The sequence below is a fragment of the Stenotrophomonas sp. YJH_SMC_33 genome, from assembly GCF_059372295.1.
Genome location: NZ_JCAFVJ010000002.1, coordinates 447650 through 466426, shown reverse-complemented (window position 1 = coordinate 466426; position 18777 = coordinate 447650). Strand labels below are relative to the sequence as shown.

Here is an 18777-nt window from a genome sequence, read left to right as displayed (position 1 = left end):
CTTTGCCGATGACTGCAGTCGCGCTGTCGTGGTCCGATTCGCCGAAGCTGCCGCGGATGGCGGCGTGGCTGGTGGTACTGCTGGTGCATGGCGGGCTTGCTCTGTGGCTGCTGGACAGCGGCCGGATCGAACTGCGCAGCGACGACGGCCCACGGGTCTTGCTGCGTTGGCTGCCACCGGAACTGCCGACGCCTGTAGCCAAGCAGCCGACCTTGCCCTCCGCACAGATGACGCGTCCGGCCGCATCGGTGATGCCCCGCCCTGCCCCGGTTGCGCAGGCAGACAGCGCCCAGCCTGCCGCGGAAAACGCGGCTGCGGTGGCGCCACTGATCCTGAGTCTGCCTGCGGGCAGCATCGACGGTGGTGACGGCATCAGCGCTGCGGGTGTCGCTCCGCGTCTTATTGGTCGCCGCGAGATACACCCGGCATTCGCGGCGCGCCGCAACTACTTCCCGATCCGTCGGCAGATGACCCCCGAGCAGATCGTGCATGGCGTCGCGCAACTGCTGGGTTTGTGGCCACCGGGCTACATCGTCGACCCGTGCGAGCTGGGCAAGCAGGACATGGACTATTTCCAGAACGCCGTCGAAGAAGCCGACCGCGACATGCTGCGTGCGGCGGTGCTGCAGGTGAGCGCGCGTTGCCGGTAGTCGCATTACTGTGGCGTCGAGCTTGCTCGACGGCTTTTCGCATTTTGTAGAGCCGAGCCATGCTCGGCTGCATTTCGCGAAGAGCAGTCGAGCATGGCTCGACTCTACAAAGAGCAAACAGCAGCCGAGCGTGGGCTCGGCTCTACGAAAAGCGCTCGGCGGGCGCGTCGTTACAGCTGGATCCAGGTGGCCTTGATCTCGCTGTACTTGTCGAACGCATGCAGCGATTTGTCCCGGCCGTTGCCGGACTGCTTGTAGCCACCGAACGGGGCGGTCATGTCACCACCGTCCCAGCCGTTCACCCAGACGCTGCCGGCGCGCAGCTGGCGTGCGACACGATGGGCGCGGCCCAGGTCACGCGTCCACAGGCCCGCCGCCAATCCATAGCGGCTGTCATTGGCCACGCGCACCGCTTCGGCCTCGTCGTCGAAACCAAGCACGGCCAGCACTGGCCCGAACACTTCCTCGCGTGCCAACGCGTGGTCCGGACGCACCTGGTCGAACACCGTGGGCTGCACGTAGCAGCCGCCGGACTCCACCTCGGCCCGATGGCCCCCCATCAGCAGACGAGCGCCCTCGCCTTCGGCACGGGCGATATCGGCCAGCACCTTGTCCACGTGCGCGGCGTCGACCAGCGCACCCATCGGTGCATCGGCCTCCAGTGGATGGCGGGGCTGCATGTGTTGGCCATAGGCAATCACCTGGTGCACGAAGTCCTCACGGATCGAGCGCTGCACCAGCAGCCGCGAGCCAGCGGTGCAGACTTCGCCCTGGTTGAAGAAGATGCCCTGCGCCACGGCCTTGGCCGCTGCGTCCAGGTCCGGCGCGTCGGCGAACACCAGGTGGGGGCTCTTGCCACCGCATTCCAGCCAGACCCGCTTGAGGTTGGACCGTCCTGCATACTCCAGCAGCTTCGCACCGGTGGCGGTGGAACCGGTGAAGGCCAGCACGTCCACATCCATGTGCAGCGCCAAGGGCTCGCCCACGCGCGCACCATGGCCGGGCAGCACGTTCAGCACTCCGTCCGGCAGGCCCGCCTCGGCCGCCAGCGCCGCCAGCCGCAACGCCGACAGTGGCGAACGCTCGGACGGCTTGAGGACCACCGAATTGCCCATCGCCAGTGCCGGCGCGATCTTCCAGCAGGCCATCAGCAACGGGAAATTCCATGGCACGACCGCCGCCACCACGCCGGCAGGCTCGCGCGTGACCAGCCCCAGCTCGTGTGGGCCGGTCGGCGCGATTTCCCCGTACAGCTTGTCCACCGCTTCGGCGGTCCAGGCCAGGCAGCGCACCACGCCGGGCAGGTCGATACGGCGAGCGTCGCGCACCGGCTTGCCCATATCCAGGGTTTCCAGCAGCGCCAGCTCATCGGCGTGCTTCTCCACCAGCGCGGCCAGCGCCAGCAACACGCGCTTGCGATGCGCCGGGCTGGCCTGCGACCAGTGGCCCGCATCGAAGGCACGCCGCGCCGCCAGCACTGCGCGCTCCACGTCCTGTGCATCGCAGTCGGCGACCGCCGCGAGCACACGGCCATCGATGGGGCTGATGCAGTCGAAGCGGGCGCCGCTGGCGGCGTCGGTGTAGCGGCCATCGATGAAGGCCTGGCCGGGCATCGAAAGCTGCTGCGACAACGCCTGCCAGTGGCTGCGGTGGGGAAAGTCGGCCATGTCGGGCTCCACGGAACAGTTTCCCCGGTTATACCGGCGCGACCGCGACTTCACCGTGACGTGGCTGCGCTACATTTCCCCCATCGGACCCGACGGAGCTGGCATGAAGCGTCCCGGAAGCGACCTGCACGACCTTGCTACCCAGCGCCCGGAATCACTGGAGGCGTACTGGATGCCGTTCACCTCCAACCGCCAGTACAAGGCGGCGCCGCGTGTGCTGGTGCGTGCCGAGGGCATGCACTACGAGGATGTCGACGGCCGCCAGATCCTCGACGGTACCGCCGGCCTGTGGTGCTGCAACGCCGGCCACGCGCGGCCGCGCATCGTCGAGGCCATCGTCGAGCAGGCGCGCACGCTCGACTACTCCCCTGCCTTCCAGATGGGCTCGCCGCCGGCATTCGCGCTGGCACAGCGGCTGGCCGCACTGGCTCCGGCCCCGCTCAACCATGTGTTCTTCACCAGCTCCGGCTCGGAGGCGGTGGATACCGCGATGAAGATCGTGCTGGCTTACCACCGCCAGCGAGGCGAGGGCCAGCGCACGCGCTTCATCAGCCGCGAGAAGGCCTATCACGGCGTCGGTTTCGGTGGCATGGCGCTGGGCGGCTTGCCCAACAACCGCAGGGCGTTCGGCCTGCAGCTGGGCGGCGTGGACTACCTGCGCCACACCCTGGACCTGCAGCGCAATGCATTCAGCAGGGGCCTGCCGCGCCAGGGCGCTGAACTGGCCGACGACCTGGAGCGGCTGATCGCGCTGCATGACGCCTCGACCATCGCGGCGGTCTTCGTCGAGCCCGTCGCTGGGTCCGCCGGGGTCATCCTGCCGGCGCCGGGCTACCTGCAGCGCCTGCGCGAGCTGTGCGATCACCACGGCATCCTGCTGGTGTTCGATGAGGTCATCACCGGCTTCGGCAGGGTCGGCATGCCCTTCGCCGCACAGCGCTTCGGGGTCACCCCCGACCTGCTGACCTTCGCCAAGGCGGTCAGCAACGGCGCGGTGCCGCTGGGCGGCGTGCTGGCCAGCGATGCGGTGCACGCTACGCTGATGCAGGCGCCACCGCAGGCCATCGAGCTGTTCCACGGCTATACCTACTCTGGTCACCCGCTGGCCTGTGCGGCCGCGCTGGCCACTCTGGAGGTCTACGCCGAGGAGCGCCTGTTCGAGCGGGCCATCGAACTGGGCGAATACTGGCAGGAACGGCTGCATGCGCTGCAGGGCCTGCCCAACGTGATCGACATCCGCAACTTCGGGCTGGTCGGGGCGGTCGAGTTGGCGCCACGCCGGGACATGCCCGGCAGCCGCGGCTACGAGGTGTTCCGGCGCTGCTTCCACGATGGCCGGCTGCTGGTGCGCTGCACCGGTGACATCATCGCGCTGTCACCGCCGCTGATCGTGGACAAGGCGCAGATCGACCAGATCACCGGCACGCTGGGCGAGATGATCCGGGCCACGGCCTGAGCCCGGGCCCGCGGCGGCGAGCGGGTACAATGGGCGGTTCCGCTCCTGCTCGTTGCCGTGCCCATGGATATCGTCGTCAAAGAAGAACTGAAGGCCTATATCGACCCGCTGACCGCGGACGAACATGACGCGCTGGAGCGCAGCATCCTGGCCGAGGGCTGTCGTGACGCGCTGGTCCTGTGGGGCAACGTACTGGTCGACGGCCACAACCGCTTCGGCATCTGCCAGAAGCATGGCCTGCCCTTCAACACCGTACAGAACACCCGCTTCCAGAGCATGGAAGACGTGCACCTGTGGATGATCGAGCAGCACCTGGGCCGTCGCAGCGTGTCCGACTTCCAGCGCGGCGTGCTGGCGCTGCGCAAGCGCGACATCCTGGCCGCCCGCAAGCAGATCGAGCAGGCGCAGCTGCAGCGCGAGAGCGACGGCACCGCGGACATCACCGACGAAGGGGGCGAAGACAGCCCGCCGTGGGAGCCGGCCCCGAAGCTCAGCCGTGCTGAGCTGGCCCGCGAAGCCAAGCTGAGTACCAGCCAGGTCGGCATGATCGAGCGCATCCATGCCCAGGCTGCACCCGAAGTGGTGGAGGCGGTGAAGGCCGGCGTGATCTCGATCAGCGCCGCCGCGGCCGTGGCCGACCTGCCTGAAGAAGAACAGCGCGCCGCCGCCGCCGGTGGCAAGGACGAGCTGAAGCAGGCCGCCAAGCGCGTGCGCGAGTCCAAGCGCAAGCCGCGCGCGCCGAAGCCGGAGCCGGCCGATATGGATTTCGAGGAGCCCGATGAGGACGAGATCGCCAGCCGCGACGCAGAAGTGCTGTTGGCGCTGGAACAGCTGGGCGAGGATGCCCCGGCCCTGCGCCGCCGCGTGGTCGCGTTGACCCGCGAGAACGACACCCTGCGCGCGCAGTTGGCCGCGCTGCGCAAGCAGCTGGAAGCGCTTTAAAAAACGCGAACCTCTCATGTAGAGCCGAGCCCATGCTCTGCTGCGGTTTGCCGCGCGCAAGGCAGCCGAGCATGGGCTCGGCTCTACAGGCAGGCATCACCGGGCTGCGGTTAGACTCGTGCAATGACGCCTGCCCACGATCCGCGCCGCGCCCAGCTGCGGCGCCTGAAAGCCCTCGCACTGGGCCTGCTGCTGTTGATGCTGGCCGGTTTCGCGGTCAGCCACTGGCAGGGCGAGCGCGGCATCTGGGCCTGGGTCTCGGCCTTCTGCGAAGCCGCAGCCGTGGGCGCGCTGGCCGACTGGTTCGCTGTGGTCGCGCTGTTCCGGCGGCCGATGGGCCTGCCGATCCCGCACACCGCGATCATCCCGCGCAGCAAGGAACGCATCGGCGACAGCCTTGCGCTGTTCGTGCGCGACCAGTTCCTGGAGCCGGGGGTGCTGCTGGCCAAGCTGCAGGTGTTCGATCCGGCCAGCCGCCTCGGCAGCTGGCTGGCCGACCCGGCACGCTCGCGCATGCTGGCCGACATGGCCCGCGGCTGGGCGCTGCAGGCACTGGATTTCTTCGACGAAACCGCCGTACGCCGCCAGCTGCACGCCTTTGTGGTGCAGCAGCTGCGGCAGTGGAATGCCGCTGCCACTGCCGGTGAACTGCTGGCCCTGCTGACCGCCGATGGCCGCCATCAACGCGTGCTGGACGAGGGCCTGCAGCGGCTGGGCCGCTGGCTGGAACAGCCGGAGGTGAAGGAACGCGCCTCGCAGCTGATCGTGCGCTACATCCAGCGCGAATGGCCGACGCTGTCGAGCACGGTGAACTGGGTCAAGCCGATCGACGAGATCGGCGACAGCCTGGCCGAACGCCTGGCCCGCGCGGTGCTGGAAGAGCTGCAGCAGGTGCTGGCCGAGCCGCAGCATCCGCTGCGCCAGGACTACGAGACCTGGTTGCAGAACTACGTGCAGCGCCTGCGCGAGGATCCGGCGCTGGCCGAGCGCATCGAGCAGCTCAAGCAGGAAATGATCGACCACCCGGCCCTGCAGGAGTACGTGCAGGGGCTGTGGGCGCGCATCCACGCCAGCCTGCGGGCGGACCTGCAGCGCGAGGATTCGGCGCTGGTCGGCCACCTGCAGCGTAGCCTGGGTTCGCTCGGTGCCAGCCTGCAGGCCGACCCGGCGCTGCGCGAGGCACTGAACCAGCATCTGATGGAAGGTGCGCAGCGCCTGACCGGGCGCCTGCGCGAGGGCGTCACCACGCATATCGCGCAGACCGTGAAGGGCTGGGACGAGCGGCACCTGGTCGAACAGCTGGAACTGAGCGTGGGCCGTGACCTGCAGTTCATCCGCTTCAACGGCACCCTGGTCGGCGGGCTGATCGGCCTGCTGCTGCACGCGGCAACCGTGGTGTTCAGGTTCTAGCCGCCAGCGCTCCACGGCATCGTCATGCTTGATTCATGAAATGCGAATGCCTATCATTTACTGATCGGTTGTGCGCTTAGTCAGATGGCACGGAAACGTGCCCATCGCCCGTGTACATCCCCGCCTTCCGCGCTGACCGCCCGCGCGGGACGTGCCTCGTGTCGATGGGACACGCTGGGCAACATGCGCAGGGCGCAGGGGCCGCGGACGCATTCCATCCCTCCTCCAACCTGCAGGACCTCCTTGGACCGCTCGCCCGTAACCGCCAGCCCCCGCACCTTGTTCTCCAACCCGCGCTGGGGCGTGCTGTCACGCTCGTTGGCTGCGATCTTCGGTGGCTACGCGCTGGCCTCGATGACCAGTGTGTTCTGCGCAGTGGCGCTGCCCGGCGCGCGCGGCCAGACCGTGCTGACCGGCATGCTGCTGGCGATCCTGGTCGCCGCCTGCGCGGCGTTGTGGGCGTTCGCCACCCGCAGCGCGCTGCGTGCGTGGGTCGGCATTCTCGCTCCCGCCCTGCTGATGGCTGCCATCGCGCGCATGCTGGGGGCCTGGGCATGAAGAACGGATTCCGCCAGTCGATGGCCTGGCTGCACACCTGGACCGGCCTGCTGGTCGGCTGGTTGCTGCTGCTGATCTTCATGGCCGGCACCGCCAGCTATTACCGCGAGGAAATCAGCCGCTGGATGCGCCCGGAGCTGCCGTCCAGCAACGTCAGCATCGACGTGGCCGCGCAGCGCGCGGTGGCCTACCTGCAGGCCAATGCGAGCCACGCCGAGAACTGGTTCGTCACCCTGCCGCAGCCGCGCAACCCGGCCATGCAGATGTTCTGGCGGCTGCCACCGGAACTGGCCGACCCCAGCCGTGGCCGCCGCGGTGGCTTCGGCGACGCCACGCTGGACCCGAACAGCGGCCAGGCACTGAAGGCGCGCGAGACCCGTGGAGGCGACTTCTTCTACCGCCTGCACTTCGACCTGCACTACATCCCGGTGTACTGGGCGCGCTACCTGGTCGGGTTCTGCGCGATGTTCATGCTGGTGGCGATCATCACCGGCGTGATCACCCACAAGAAGATCTTCAAGGACTTCTTCACCTTCCGCAAGGACAAGGGCCTGCGCTCCTGGCTCGACTTCCACAACGTCAGCGCGGTGATGGCGCTGCCGTACCACGCGATGATCACCTACACCGGCATCGTCACCCTGATGATCATGTACCTGCCGTGGGGAGTGAAGGTCGCCTACCCCCAGGACGAGGACAAATTCATCAGCGAGGCTTTCGGCGGCCTTCCGGAAGTGACCTCGCCCGCCGAGGGCCGCGCCACGCCGCTGCCGATCGCACAGTTGCTGGACAGCGCACGCGCGCATTGGCACGGCGTGGAGGTGGCCGGTTTCACCGTGTCCAATCCGGGGGCGGCCAATGCGGTGATCGACATCCGCCAGCGCGATGGCAAGCGCCTGTCCATCGACACCCCGGCCGTGCGTTACGACATGGTCAGCGGTGCTCTGCTTGAGGAAACGCCGCCATCGGGCGGTGCCACCGCCACCCGTGGTGTGCTGTACGGCCTGCACCTGGCGCGTTTTGCGGACTGGGGCCTGCGTGCACTGTTCTTCCTGTCCGGTCTGGTGGGCTGCCTGATGGTCGCCAGCGGCGTGGTGCTGTGGGCGGTGAAGGAACGACCGAAGCATGCCAAGAGTGGACGCACCGGCTTCGGCCTTCGCTTGGTCGATGCGCTCAACATCGGCACCGTGGCTGGCCTGCCGATCGCCTTCGCGGCGTACTTCTGGGGCAACCGCCTGCTGCCGCTGGACATCGCCGAGCGCGCGAGTGCGGAGGCCAACGTATTCTTCTACGCTTGGGCCGGCGCGCTGCTGGCCGCCTTCATCTGGCCGAAGCGAATGATGTGGGCGTGGCAGCTCTACCTGGGCGCGGCCGCGTTCGCACTGGTGCCGGTGGTCAATGCGTTGACCACGCATGCGCACCTGGGCAACACCCTGCGCAACGGCGACTGGGTACTGGCCGGCGTCGATCTTTCGATGATCGTCTTCGGCGCAATGCTGGCGATGTGCGGCTGGCGCATGCAGCGCTGGACGCCACCGCTGAGCGCGGCCGAGAAGAAGAAGCGTGCGGCGGCGGCTGCGGCGCCAGTGGCTGTGGTCGAAACCGCCGAAGCGGAGGCCAGTGCATGATGCTGCTGGCGTTGACCCTGTCGTTTTCCGCGTTCACCGCGCTGTCGCTGGCGATGGAAAGACACCAGTACGACCTGCACGGCAAGGCTGCGGCCAGCCCGGCACGGCGCACGCAGTGGCGGGTGCTGGGCTGGGCCCTGCTGACGGTGGCGTTCGCGTTGTGCGTGGCCGATCACGGCTGGGCGATGGGCCCGGTGCTGTGGCTGGGCGCAATGACCATGTGCGGCGTGGCACTCTCGTTCGGGCTGTATCCGTACCGGCCGAAGTGGATCGCACCGCTGGCGATCACGCTGCCGGCGCTGGGGCTGGTGGTGGCGTTGCTGTAACCGCCATCCACGCATGGCGTGGATCTACTGAACAACCATCCAGGCATGGCGTGGATCCACCGGCCAGACAGGGGTAGTGCCGGCCGCTGGCCGGCACCTCATGAACCCTTTGCGGATCTGACACCGTTGCCGGCCAGCGGCCGGCACTACCGGGCTTACCCCAGCCGCTTCAGTTCCCATGCGCGGTGGATGCGCGCGTTGCGCTCGAAATCCGGACCGATGGTGCGTGCGGTGATCTCGCGGCACTGGGCGAATTCGGCGATGGCGTTCTCTTCCAGCTTGAAGCGGCGGAAGTTGTTGGAGAAGTACAGCACGCCACCCGGTGCCAGCCGGGCCACCGCCGCCCGCAGCAGCTTCACCTGTTCGCGCTGCACGTCGAAGTCATCGGCGCGGGCGGAGTTGGAGAAAGTCGGTGGATCACAGAAGATCACGTCGTACTGGCCGCGGTCGCCTTCCAGCCAGGCCATCGCGTCGGCCTGGACCAGCAGGTGCTGGTTGCCCCCCTGCCCGTTCAGCGCAAGGTTGTCGTAGCACCACTGCAGGTAGGTGGCCGACAGGTCGACGCTGGTGGTGCTGGCGGCACCGGCCACGGCGGCCTGCACGCTGGCCACGCCGGTGTAGCAGAACAGGTTGAGGAAACGCTTGCCACGCACCTGCTCGGCCATCATCCGGCGCAGCGGGCGATGGTCGAGGAACAGGCCGGTATCCAGGTAATCGAACAGGTTCACCTGCAGCAGCGCGTTGTTCTCTCGCACCACGATGAACTCGTCGCGCTGCTCGAAGCGGCCGTACTTGCTGCCGCCCTTGCCGCGCTCGCGCGATTTCATCGACACCTGTTCCGGTGGCACGCCGAACACTTCGCGCGCGGCGGCCAGCAGCTCATTGCGGCGGCGGCGCACGTCGTTCTCGGGAATCGCCGCCGGTGCCGCATATTCCTGCACATGCAGGAAGGTACGCCGCCTGCCCCCCTCTTCCTCGTAGACGTCGATGGCCGCCGCGTACTCCGGCAGGTCGGCGTCGTAGGCGCGGAAGCAGGTGATGTCCTCGCGGGCACGCCAGCTCTTGAACTTCTTCAGGTTCTTGCGCAGGCGGTTGGCCACCATCTGCGCGCCTTCGCTCAGCTCGCGGGGCTGTGCCGGATCACGGCCCGGCACAGCGATCGGATCGCAGACGATCAGCGCGCATTCCAGCGCACCGTTGAACATCTGGTACTTCTTGCTGGCACGCAGGCCGGTGGCAAAGGCCAGTTCGTCATTGCCACACAGCAGGCTGGCGCGCCACTGCGGCACCGCCTTCTGCAAGGCATTGCCCAGTGCGCGGTACAACGCCGGATCGGCGGCCAGGCGCTCGTCGTACGGCGGGTTGCAGACCACCGCACCGATCTCCTGTTCCGGCGCGGCCAGGTCGGCGACATCGGCGCGGGTGAAGCGGATCGCGTGGGCGACGCCGGCAACCTCTGCATTCTCGCGGGCGGCCTGGATCGCGGCCGGGTCGATATCGCTGCCATGGATGACCGGCTTCAGCGCGGCCAGGCCGGCCGCTTCGCGCTCGCGTGCTTCGCTCTGGATGGACTTCCAGGCCGCCTTGTCGAAGCCCAGCCAACGGCTCGGCGGCAGGCTGCCATGCCGCATCAGGCCAGGGGCGACGTCGGCGGCCATCAGTGCACCTTCGATCAGCAGCGTGCCGCTGCCACACATCGGGTCCAGCAGGCCGCCTCCGGCGGTGTGCAGGCGCGGCCACTGCGCGCGCAGCAGCAGCGCGGCGGCCAGGTTTTCCTTCAGCGGCGCCTCGTGGGCGGCACCGCGCCAGCCACGGCGATGCAGCGGGCCACCGCCGAGGTCGATCGACAGCGAAGCACGGCCCTTGCGCAGCGACAGGTTGACGCGCACATCGGGCAGGTCGGTGTTGACCGAGGGGCGCTCCAGGCCTTCATCACGCATCCGGTCGACGATGGCGTCCTTGATCCGCTGCGCGGCAAAGCGCGCATGGGTGATCTTGTCACCGGACACGTGTGCGTCCACCGCCAGGGTCATCTCCGGCGTGATGTGCTCGTGCCACGGCAGCGCACGCACGCCGTCATACAGGGCCTGCTCGTCCGGGCAGTCGAATTCGTCGATCGGCCACAGCACGCGGCTGGCCAGGCGCGACCACATCACGATCCGCAGCGCCTGCGCCAGTTCGCCCTCGGCGTTGACGCCGGCAATGGTGGCGGTGGCCTTGGCAAGGCCCAGGGCCGACAGTTCATCGGCGAGCAGGTATTCCAGGCCCTTGGCGCAGGAGACGAAGAATTTCACGGGGTCGGTTCGCAGGTGGTCGGGCGCGGCACAGGGGCCGGGCCGGTCGGAAAGGAGGGCCGTAGGCACGGCCGGCAGGCCCGCGCCGGGGGCGGCGGGGCTGCCATTGTAGTCAATGCGGGCGGGCGCGCCGTGCGCCCCGGCTTCACAGTTGCCGCAGCAGGCGCTCGAAGGCCTGCGCAGAGGCCTCCACGTGGCGCTCCAGGCGGTGGCCATCGTCAACCAGCAGCAACTGCGCCGAACGCGCCTGCGCCCAGGCAATCACGCCGGCAGCCGGTACCACGTCGTCATGCCAGGCCTGCACCACCGTGGTCGGCACCGCAGCGGCGTCCAGCGCCGGCATCGGGCCCATGGTGGTCGGCGGCACCATCAGGAACAGGCCGGCTACCGGCACCTGCAGCGAGGCGATGGCGGAAATGTAGGCGCCCAGGCTGGAGCCGGCCAGTACCACCGGCCCCTGACGGGCAGCGATGGCGGCGCGTTCAACCAGACGGCGCAGGCGGGTCGGCACGTCGCCCACCCGGCTGACCTCGCTCATCGCGTCCAGATCGGTGTAGTCGGGGCGCTCGTGGGTCCAGCCCAGGCGTTGGGCCACCTCGGCCAGCGCGGTGACCTTGGTCGCCTCCGGGCCGCTTTCGAAGCCATGGGAGAGGATGCAGTGGCCGCGACTCATGCGCGTGCTCCGTGGGCGCGGGCCAACCAGGAAAGAGAAGGCAGGTTCATGCCGCAATGCTAGCATCGCCGGATGCCCAACCCGCTCCTGCCCGGCCTGCAGCTGCAGCCCCTGCCCTACCACGACCGACTGCCGCTGCGCGATCCGGCCACGCTGGAGATGGTGGTGATCCACTGCACCGAGCTGCCCGATCTGGCGACGGCCCGCGAGTACGGCGAGCGCGTGCTGTATGACAGCGGTGCCGGCAACAGCGGGCACTTCTACATCGACCGCGATGGCAGCGTGGTGCAGTACGTTGCGCCCGAACGCGTGGCCCACCACGTGCGCGGCATGAACGCGCATACGCTGGGCATCGAGCTGGTCAATACCGGGCGCTACCCGCACTGGTTCGACAGCCGTCACCAGGCGATGGACGAGGCCTACACCGAGGCGCAACTGAAAGCGCTGGAGCGGCTGCTGCAGGCGCTGGTGGTGCGCTATCCGTCGCTGCAGCGGATTGCCGGGCATGACCAGCTGGACCTGGAGCAGGTGCCGGCCAGCGATGATCCGACGCTGAGGGTGGCACGCAAACGCGACCCGGGCCCGTTGTTCCCTTGGGCGCGGGTGCTGGCGAAGGTGCCGCTGCAGCCGGTTGGGTAAGCGGCAGGGCTGCGCCCTGCACCTGCGGTAGTGCCGGCCGCTGGCCGGCAACAGCAGGCTATCCGTGGGATGGCAGGGTGGGCCCGGTTGCGGGGGACGCCGTAAATCCCCAGGCCGGCCCAGCCGCTGGCGGCTGTGCGTTCGGGCGCTCGCGAAGCAGTGCTTCGCAAGCAAAGCGCCCTCACCCCTGGGGGCTTGGCCGCGGCATCCATGCCGCGGACACCCGCAACCGCCCCCCCCCCGCCTTCGACAGATTTCTGCCGCTGTTGGTGGGTGCCGGCCGTTGGTCGGCACGGAGTCGAATCGATCGGAGGGTGCCTTTGTAGAGTCGAGCCGCGCTCCATGACCTGCGGGCGCCGATGATTTGAAGGCATCGCCGTGCGCCTGGAGCCGGCCGCTCGGCTCTGGAGAGGCTCCGCGCTCGACTGCCTTCTGCTCGGATCGCTCAGGCGCCGGTCGCCACCGGGCGGCTGCTGTCGCTCACCCAGCCGCTCCAGGAATCGGCATAGATGCGCGCACCGCTCAGTCCTGCGCTTTCCATCGCCAGCAGCAGGTGGCAGGCGGTCACTCCGGAGCCGCACATCAGCACCACCTGCTGCGGATCGCGGTTGCCGATCACGCCCTGCAATTCGGCGCGCAGTTCCTGTGCATCGCGCAGGCGGCCGTCGAACACGTTCAGGGCGAACGGGCGGTTGACCGCGCCGGGTACGTGGCCAGCGACCGGGTCCAGCGGCTCCACTTCGCCGCGGAAGCGTTCACCTGCGCGTGCGTCGACCAACCAGCCCGGTGCATGTTTCAGGCGCGCGGTGATTTCATCGGCGCTGGCGACCTGGGTGGTGTCGAAGCGGCCCGGGTAGGCAGGCAGCGCTGTCACTTCAGCCTGGCCGCTTTCCAACGCGTTACCGGCGGCCTGCCAGGCAGCGATGCCGCCGTCGAGCACAGCCACCTTGGTGTGCCCGATCAGGCGCAGCAGCCACCACAGGCGCGAGGCGGCCATGCTGCCGTCGCTGCCATCGTAGACCACCACCTGGGTGTCGAGGCCGATGCCCCACTGCCCCAGTTTCGCGGCAAAAGCATCGCTGTCGGGCAATGGATGGCGACCATGGCCGACGCGGCTGAGATCGGACAGATCACGGTTGAGATCGGCATGCACCGCAGTCGGTATGTGTCCTGCCAGGTACTGGCCGCCCGCAGCCTGCGGGTCGGCCAGCGAAGCACGCGCATCGACCACGCGCACGGCGGTACTGGCGGTGGCACGCGCGTCGACCACGCGTACGCCTTCGCCCAGTGCAGCGGCCAGGGTGTCGACATCGACCAGGGTGGTCCACGGCTGCTTGATCGGGTTCATTGCACTTGCTCCAGGCGGCGACGCAGGTTGTAGAGGATGGCCGCGGTCGCCCCCCAGATGCGCTGACCGGGCCAGCCATACTCAAGAACGTGGCGGATGCGGCCGCGATGATTGATTTCGACCTGGCGCAGGCTGTCAGGGGCCATCAGGTAGTCCAGCGGCACCTCGAACACTTCGGCCACTTCGCTGGGCTGCGGCACCGGCACGAACTCCGGATCGACCACCGCCACCACCGGCGTGACCCGGTAGCCGGTGATGGTGACGAAGGGATCGAGATACCCCAGCGCCTGCACCTGGCCGGGCGCCAATGCGATTTCTTCCTGGCTCTCGCGCAGCGCGGCCGCCAGCGCGTCGCGGTCATCGGGTTCGGTGCGACCACCGGGGAATCCGACCTGGCCACCATGGGTGCGCAGTGTTTCGGTGCGACGGGTGAGGATCACCTGTGCGCCATTGGCGCGCGGCACGATGCCGGCCAGCACCGCCGCCTCCACAGGCGGCCCCGGTGGCAGCAGGTCGATCAGCTCGCTGCGGTTCCAGCCGTCGCCGGCCGGCGGTTCGGCCAAAGGATGCAACGCGCGCACCAAGCGCTCGTGGTCGGCCAGCGATCCGCGTAGCGATTGCTGCAATTGTGCACGCAACGGTTGCACGCGGTGCAGGATGCGGCTGCGTTCCTCGTTGTTCATTGACGACCACCGCGCGATTTCTTCGAGATGCCGCCCGCAGCCGGTGCATTGCCGGTCCGGATCCAGCGTGCACACTCCGATGCAGGGACTTGCGACAACACGCGCCGTTTCTTCCATTGTTTGCACCCGCCAACAGTAGCGCGATCGGGCTGAATTTGCGCGGGTGGCCCGGCCGGACGGTAGAGTCGACTGTGAGTCGACTCGCGCGCGCAGCGCGGGCGTTTCCCCGATGTGACCCAAGAGCGGTCGACTGACAGTCGTCTCTACCGTCGGCACTGCGCAAACAAGAACGCGCCGGTGGGGTCACCGGCGCGTTTGGTTTACTGCTTCGATTTACTTGACGCTGACCAGCTTGATCTCGAACTGCACAGCCACGTTCGGCGGGAACGGGGTGCGCGGATCGGCACCGTAGGCCTGGTCCGGCGGCAGGGTGACTTCCCACTTCGAGCCTGCCGGCATCTGCAACAGGGTCTCGCGCATGGCCTTCATTTCGACTTCGCTGACCTTGATCGACGGGATCTGCTGGGCCGGGCGGGCTTCGGTCGGGCGCTGGCCGTACGGGAACGGACCGGCCACTTCCAGCTGCACGGTGCTGGCCTGGGTCGGCTTGGCACCCTTGCCGGCTTCGATCACGCGGTACTGGACGCCGCTCGGCAGCGACTGCACGCCGGCCTTGGCCTTGTTCGCCGCGATGAACTGATCGCTCTTGGTCTTGTTTTCGGCAGCAGCCTTCTCGTACTCGGCCTTGGCAGCCTGGGCACGGCCCTGCTCGCGCTTCTGGAACGCTTCAACGGCCGGCTTCAGCTGCTCGGCGGTGATCGCCGGCTGCTTCTTGGCGTAGGCATCCTGTAGGCCCTTCACCACCGAGTTGATGTCCAGCTGCTCACCACGACCGGTCAGCTCCGCCAGGTTGTTGCCGTAGTCGTAACCGAAGTAGTAGCTCAGCTTGCCCTTTTCGGACGAGACGTCCTGGGCGAAGGCATTGCCCGTCAGGGCCAGGGCCGCGACGGCGACCGCGATAGAACGCAACTTCATCAAACAGTTCTCCAGGGGTGGTAACTCAGGGACGTTCTGCGCCGCCCTGAGGCGACGGGTTAGGATAACGGGCGCAACGTGTAACCGCTACTCACGATGCAGGCTATGACCCGCCTGCGTTTGCAGAGTTCAATATCACTTTTTTTTAACGTTTCAGGAGTTTTCCCCGTGGCCGATGCTCTGATCGCTGTCTCCGACGACGGCGCCATCCGCACCGTGACCGTCCAGCGCCCGGACAAGCTCAACGCCCTCAACGCCGCGACCCTGCAGGCCCTTGCCGGCGCTTTCAGCGACGCCGCCGCCGATCCGGAGGTGCGCGTCGTGGTACTGACCGGGGCCGGTCCGAAGGCCTTCGTGGCTGGCGCCGACATCGCCGAGATGAACACACTCAGCGCGGTTCAGGGACGTGATTTCTCGCTGTTGGGCCAGGCCCTGATGCGCCAGATTGAACGGATGCCGAAGCCGGTCATCGCACGCGTGAATGGTTTCGCACTGGGCGGTGGGCTGGAACTGGCGATGGCCTGCCATCTGCGCATCGCCGCAGATACCGCCAAGGTCGGCCAACCGGAAATCAACCTCGGCCTGATCCCCGGCTTCGGCGGCAGCCAGCGCCTGCTGCGCCTGTGCGGCCGCGCCACCACCCTGGAGCTGTGCCTGCTGGGGGCGCCGATCACCGCCGCGCGTGCGCTCGAACTGGGCATCGTCAACGAAGTGGTGCCCGCCGACGCGCTGGACAATCGCGTGCAGGACATTGCCCGCCAGCTGGCACGCTCGGCCCCGCTGGCCCTGCGTGGCCTGCTCGATGCGGTGCACGTGGGCGGCGAATGCAGCCTGGACGCCGGGCTGGAGTACGAAAGCGCGCAGTTCGGCCTGCTGTTCGCCACCGAGGACATGCGCGAAGGCACCAGCGCCTTCCTGCAGCGCCGCCCGCCGGCGTTCCAGAACCGCTGACGCCATGGCTTCCCGACCCAATCCCGCGCAGTTGTTCGCCCGGGTCCAGGCAGACGATCTTGATGGCGCCCTGCAAGCCGGGCTGATGGACTATGTCGCCCGCGCTGACGACGCGCAGTTGCTGCCCGGCCACCCGGAACTCCCGCAGCGGTTGCAGCAGGCCCAGCAGCAGCTTCAGGCCGCCTGGGCGGCACGCGAACGCTACCGCGCCCGTGCGGTGCGACTGGCCCGCCGCGAAGCCGAACGCGACGCGCGGCGCACGCCCGCCCCGGCGCCGGACGTGAAGCCCGCCCTGCCCGCCGCGGCAGCCGCCATCCTCGCCCGGGCCAAGGCCCGCGCCAGCGGCAAGGAGCAGTAATGGCGACCACGAAGAAAACCGCACGCGCCCCGGCGCGGCGTGGCGGCACGATGCCGCGCGCCGACGTGGTGGAGATGTTCACCCGCCTGCGCGAACTCAACCCGCACCCGAAGACCGAACTGGAGTACAGCTCGCCGTTCGAGCTGCTGGTGGCGGTGGCGCTGTCGGCGCAGGCCACCGACGTCGGCGTCAACAAGGCCACGCGCCGATTGTTCCCGGTCGCCAACACCCCGGCAAAGATCCTTGCGCTCGGTGAGGACGGGCTGAAGCAGTACATCTCCACCATCGGGCTGTTCAATGCCAAGGCGAAGAACGTGATTGCCACCTGCGCGATCCTGCTGGAAAAGCATGGCGGTGAAGTGCCGCGCGATCGCGATGCGCTGGAAGCACTGCCGGGCGTGGGCCGCAAGACCGCCAACGTGGTGCTCAACACCGCCTTCGGCGAGCCGGTAATGGCGGTGGACACGCACATCTTCCGCGTCGCCAACCGTACCGGCCTGGCCCCGGGAAAGAATGTGCGCGAAGTGGAAGACAAGCTGGTGAAGGTGATCCCCGCCGAGTTCCTGCTCGACGCGCATCACTGGCTGATCCTGCACGGACGTTACGTGTGCAAGGCGCGCAAGCCGGATTGCCCGGGCTGCGTGATCGCCGACCTGTGCCGGTTCAAGGACAAGACCGCGGCCGAGTGACGGCCACATCCATGCAGGGCGTGGATCGACTGCAACCAAGGCGCAATCCGGGCGTCATACGCAAGCGGTTTCAATGGCAGGCCCTGCCGTGACGGGACCTGCGGTGGATGTCTGCCGCGCGTGAACTGTCACATTTACGCAATCTTTACCTTCTAGCCTGCGCGCATCTTCCCACCTGCCTGCAAGGCTCCTCTCCATGAAACTGCATCACCAACTCCTGACGGTGGCCGTGGCTGCTGCGCTGTATGTGCCGACTGCACACGCCGAAGTCGCCATCGACGTGATCGGCGGTTCGGAAATCACCTTCGAAGGCCTGGTCCAGGCCGACGGCAACTGGTTCCACAACGATGTGGTGGACCTCAACGGTGGCGACGCCGGCAACGGCAAGAACAGCGAATTCGAACTGCGTCGCGCCGAGCTGGTGCTCAAGGGCAAGGGCCCGGGCAACATGGAGTGGGTGGTCGGCTATGACGCCAAGGCCGACAAGTTCCTCGACACCAACGTGAAGTACAAGCTGCTGGGCAACGCCAACCACTTCCTGCAGCTGGGCCAGTTCAAGCAGCCCAACAGCCTGGAAGAACTGTCCAGCACCAAGAACAACGATTTCATTTCCAAGGCAGCGGTCACCAATACCTATGCCATCGCCCGCCGCCTGGGCGGCGCGTACAGCTACGGCCAGGACAACTGGTCGGTGACCGCCAGCGCCTTCGGCCGCGAGCTGACCCGCAATCTGGCCCACGGCAGCGGCTACGGCGCGCGTGGCACCTGGGCCCCGATCAATGAAAAGGGCCAGGTCCTGCACTTCGGCCTGAGCTACGTCAACTACGACGCCGACGCCGACACCCTGCGCGTGCGTGCGCGTCCGAATGCCGACCTCGCCACTGCCCGCCTGGTCGACAGCGGCAACCTGACCGACACCGACCGCGTCAGCACCATCGGTGCCGAAGCGATGTACTTCCAGGGTCCCTTCAAGGCCCAGGCCGAGTACTACACCAGCAAGGCCAAGCGCTACGACCACGACAACTACACCAGCGACGGCTACTACATCAGCGGCGTGTGGAACGTGACCGGCGAGACCTGGAGCTACAAGGGCGGCACCCCGGGCACCGGCCTGCCGAACAACCCGGCCGGCGGTCAGTGGCAGCTGGGCGTGCGCTACGACCACATGGACCTCAATGACGGCAACCTCGCCGCCAACCCGGTCGCCGGTCGCCCGCCGATCGTCGATGGCGTGCTGGGTGGCAAGATGGACATCTGGACCGTGGGCGCGAACTGGTACCTGCGTTCCAACTTCAAGCTGATGCTCAACTACGTGATGGTCGACAGCAAGAAGTACAGCTCCACGGCGCGCGGTTTCGTCAACGACGATCCCAACATCCTGGAAGCCCGCGCGCAGTTCTTCTGGTAAGTCCCGCCACCTGCATTGAACCGCGAAGGCACGGCACCGGCCGTGCCTTCGTCGTTGCATCGGCA

Annotated in this window: 18 protein-coding genes; 12 read left to right on the top strand and 6 right to left on the bottom strand. The window is 67.8% G+C overall.

Features of this window, described 5'->3' with window-relative positions:
* Positions 1 to 8 precede the first annotated feature (8 nt).
* Positions 9 to 650, top strand: a complete 642-nt coding sequence (locus AC5P9W_RS05965) for a hypothetical protein (protein ID WP_111097882.1) — start codon at positions 9 to 11, stop codon at positions 648 to 650.
* A 170-nt stretch (positions 651 to 820) separates the two neighbouring features.
* Here AC5P9W_RS05965 and AC5P9W_RS05960 read toward each other — a convergent pair whose 3' ends face one another.
* Positions 821 to 2317: an aldehyde dehydrogenase gene (locus AC5P9W_RS05960; RefSeq protein WP_111097881.1), complete on the bottom strand. Its 1497-nt coding sequence runs from the start codon at positions 2315 to 2317 to the stop codon at positions 821 to 823.
* Between the two features lie 103 nt (positions 2318 to 2420).
* Between AC5P9W_RS05960 and aptA the strand changes: the two genes are divergently transcribed.
* From aptA to AC5P9W_RS05930, 6 genes are all read left to right on the top strand, one after another.
* Positions 2421 to 3773, top strand: a complete 1353-nt coding sequence (gene aptA, locus AC5P9W_RS05955) for an omega-aminotransferase AptA (protein ID WP_206621756.1) — start codon at positions 2421 to 2423, stop codon at positions 3771 to 3773.
* A 63-nt stretch (positions 3774 to 3836) separates the two neighbouring features.
* On the top strand, positions 3837 to 4715 hold the full coding sequence (locus AC5P9W_RS05950) for a ParB N-terminal domain-containing protein (RefSeq protein ID WP_206621757.1): 879 nt from the start codon (positions 3837 to 3839) through the stop codon (positions 4713 to 4715).
* 123 nt (positions 4716 to 4838) lie between these two features.
* The gene (locus tag AC5P9W_RS05945; protein ID WP_206621758.1) at positions 4839 to 6125 is read left to right on the top strand and encodes a DUF445 family protein; all 1287 of its coding nucleotides are present in this window, start codon (positions 4839 to 4841) and stop codon (positions 6123 to 6125) included.
* A 243-nt stretch (positions 6126 to 6368) separates the two neighbouring features.
* Positions 6369 to 6683, top strand: a complete 315-nt coding sequence (locus AC5P9W_RS05940; RefSeq protein ID WP_021203544.1) for a DUF3649 domain-containing protein — start codon at positions 6369 to 6371, stop codon at positions 6681 to 6683.
* Complete coding sequence (locus AC5P9W_RS05935; RefSeq protein WP_206621759.1) at positions 6680 to 8308, top strand: PepSY domain-containing protein; 1629 nt, start codon at positions 6680 to 6682, stop codon at positions 8306 to 8308. The genes AC5P9W_RS05940 and AC5P9W_RS05935 overlap by 4 nt, the downstream gene beginning before the upstream one ends.
* Positions 8305 to 8634 (top strand): DUF3325 domain-containing protein, encoded by a 330-nt coding sequence (locus AC5P9W_RS05930; protein ID WP_019659066.1) that lies wholly within the window; start codon positions 8305 to 8307, stop codon positions 8632 to 8634. Before AC5P9W_RS05935 ends, AC5P9W_RS05930 begins: the two co-directional genes overlap by 4 nt.
* Positions 8635 to 8789: 155 nt before the next feature.
* On the opposite strand, the gene rlmKL is transcribed toward AC5P9W_RS05930, so the two are convergent.
* Positions 8790 to 10928, bottom strand: a complete 2139-nt coding sequence (gene rlmKL, locus AC5P9W_RS05925; protein ID WP_206621760.1) for a bifunctional 23S rRNA (guanine(2069)-N(7))-methyltransferase RlmK/23S rRNA (guanine(2445)-N(2))-methyltransferase RlmL — start codon at positions 10926 to 10928, stop codon at positions 8790 to 8792.
* A 145-nt stretch (positions 10929 to 11073) separates the two neighbouring features.
* The gene (locus AC5P9W_RS05920; RefSeq protein WP_024958728.1) at positions 11074 to 11601 is read right to left on the bottom strand and encodes an alpha/beta hydrolase; all 528 of its coding nucleotides are present in this window, start codon (positions 11599 to 11601) and stop codon (positions 11074 to 11076) included.
* 72 nt (positions 11602 to 11673) lie between these two features.
* Here AC5P9W_RS05920 and AC5P9W_RS05915 point away from each other — a divergent pair, with 72 nt between their 5' ends.
* On the top strand, positions 11674 to 12240 hold the full coding sequence (locus tag AC5P9W_RS05915; RefSeq protein WP_021203541.1) for an N-acetylmuramoyl-L-alanine amidase: 567 nt from the start codon (positions 11674 to 11676) through the stop codon (positions 12238 to 12240).
* Positions 12241 to 12685: 445 nt separating this feature from the next.
* On the opposite strand, the gene AC5P9W_RS05910 is transcribed toward AC5P9W_RS05915, so the two are convergent.
* The 3 genes from AC5P9W_RS05910 to AC5P9W_RS05900 all read right to left on the bottom strand — a co-directional run bounded on the left by AC5P9W_RS05910 (position 12686) and on the right by AC5P9W_RS05900 (position 15306).
* Positions 12686 to 13588 carry a sulfurtransferase gene (locus AC5P9W_RS05910; RefSeq protein WP_206621761.1) on the bottom strand — a complete coding sequence of 301 codons (903 nt, stop codon included), beginning with the start codon at positions 13586 to 13588 and terminating at the stop codon, positions 12686 to 12688.
* Positions 13585 to 14388 (bottom strand): CoA pyrophosphatase, encoded by an 804-nt coding sequence (locus tag AC5P9W_RS05905; RefSeq protein ID WP_111097776.1) that lies wholly within the window; start codon positions 14386 to 14388, stop codon positions 13585 to 13587. The genes AC5P9W_RS05910 and AC5P9W_RS05905 overlap by 4 nt, the downstream gene beginning before the upstream one ends.
* Before the next feature lie 216 nt (positions 14389 to 14604).
* The gene (locus AC5P9W_RS05900; protein ID WP_005408797.1) at positions 14605 to 15306 is read right to left on the bottom strand and encodes an FKBP-type peptidyl-prolyl cis-trans isomerase; all 702 of its coding nucleotides are present in this window, start codon (positions 15304 to 15306) and stop codon (positions 14605 to 14607) included.
* A 168-nt stretch (positions 15307 to 15474) separates the two neighbouring features.
* On the opposite strand from AC5P9W_RS05900, the gene AC5P9W_RS05895 reads away from it, so the two are divergent.
* From AC5P9W_RS05895 to AC5P9W_RS05880, 4 genes are all read left to right on the top strand, one after another.
* Entirely contained in the window at positions 15475 to 16257 is a 783-nt protein-coding gene (locus tag AC5P9W_RS05895; protein ID WP_021204113.1) for an enoyl-CoA hydratase/isomerase family protein, read from the top strand.
* A gap of 4 nt (positions 16258 to 16261) precedes the next feature.
* On the top strand, positions 16262 to 16615 hold the full coding sequence (locus AC5P9W_RS05890; RefSeq protein ID WP_005408795.1) for a hypothetical protein: 354 nt from the start codon (positions 16262 to 16264) through the stop codon (positions 16613 to 16615).
* Positions 16615 to 17304, top strand: a complete 690-nt coding sequence (gene nth / locus AC5P9W_RS05885; protein WP_021204114.1) for an endonuclease III — start codon at positions 16615 to 16617, stop codon at positions 17302 to 17304. The genes AC5P9W_RS05890 and nth overlap by 1 nt, the downstream gene beginning before the upstream one ends.
* 196 nt (positions 17305 to 17500) lie before the next feature.
* Positions 17501 to 18712 carry an OprO/OprP family phosphate-selective porin gene (locus tag AC5P9W_RS05880; RefSeq protein WP_329859107.1) on the top strand — a complete coding sequence of 404 codons (1212 nt, stop codon included), beginning with the start codon at positions 17501 to 17503 and terminating at the stop codon, positions 18710 to 18712.
* The last annotated feature ends 65 nt before the right edge of the window (positions 18713 to 18777 follow it).

What these genes read in the sequence shown, in the direction of transcription:
- AC5P9W_RS05965 (WP_111097882.1), top strand. Translation starts at nt 9, where the DNA reads ATGACTGCAGTCGCGCTGTCGTGGTCCGATTCGCCGAAGCTGCCGCGG.
- AC5P9W_RS05960 (WP_111097881.1), bottom strand. Translation starts at nt 2,317, where the DNA reads ATGGCCGACTTTCCCCACCGCAGCCACTGGCAGGCGTTGTCGCAGCAG.
- aptA (WP_206621756.1), top strand. Translation starts at nt 2,421, where the DNA reads ATGAAGCGTCCCGGAAGCGACCTGCACGACCTTGCTACCCAGCGCCCG.
- AC5P9W_RS05950 (WP_206621757.1), top strand. Translation starts at nt 3,837, where the DNA reads ATGGATATCGTCGTCAAAGAAGAACTGAAGGCCTATATCGACCCGCTG.
- AC5P9W_RS05945 (WP_206621758.1), top strand. Translation starts at nt 4,839, where the DNA reads ATGACGCCTGCCCACGATCCGCGCCGCGCCCAGCTGCGGCGCCTGAAA.
- AC5P9W_RS05935 (WP_206621759.1), top strand. Translation starts at nt 6,680, where the DNA reads ATGAAGAACGGATTCCGCCAGTCGATGGCCTGGCTGCACACCTGGACC.
- AC5P9W_RS05930 (WP_019659066.1), top strand. Translation starts at nt 8,305, where the DNA reads ATGATGCTGCTGGCGTTGACCCTGTCGTTTTCCGCGTTCACCGCGCTG.
- AC5P9W_RS05920 (WP_024958728.1), bottom strand. Translation starts at nt 11,601, where the DNA reads ATGAGTCGCGGCCACTGCATCCTCTCCCATGGCTTCGAAAGCGGCCCG.
- AC5P9W_RS05915 (WP_021203541.1), top strand. Translation starts at nt 11,674, where the DNA reads ATGCCCAACCCGCTCCTGCCCGGCCTGCAGCTGCAGCCCCTGCCCTAC.
- AC5P9W_RS05910 (WP_206621761.1), bottom strand. Translation starts at nt 13,588, where the DNA reads ATGAACCCGATCAAGCAGCCGTGGACCACCCTGGTCGATGTCGACACC.
- AC5P9W_RS05905 (WP_111097776.1), bottom strand. Translation starts at nt 14,388, where the DNA reads ATGGAAGAAACGGCGCGTGTTGTCGCAAGTCCCTGCATCGGAGTGTGC.
- AC5P9W_RS05900 (WP_005408797.1), bottom strand. Translation starts at nt 15,306, where the DNA reads ATGAAGTTGCGTTCTATCGCGGTCGCCGTCGCGGCCCTGGCCCTGACG.
- AC5P9W_RS05890 (WP_005408795.1), top strand. Translation starts at nt 16,262, where the DNA reads ATGGCTTCCCGACCCAATCCCGCGCAGTTGTTCGCCCGGGTCCAGGCA.
- nth (WP_021204114.1), top strand. Translation starts at nt 16,615, where the DNA reads ATGGCGACCACGAAGAAAACCGCACGCGCCCCGGCGCGGCGTGGCGGC.
- AC5P9W_RS05880 (WP_329859107.1), top strand. Translation starts at nt 17,501, where the DNA reads ATGAAACTGCATCACCAACTCCTGACGGTGGCCGTGGCTGCTGCGCTG.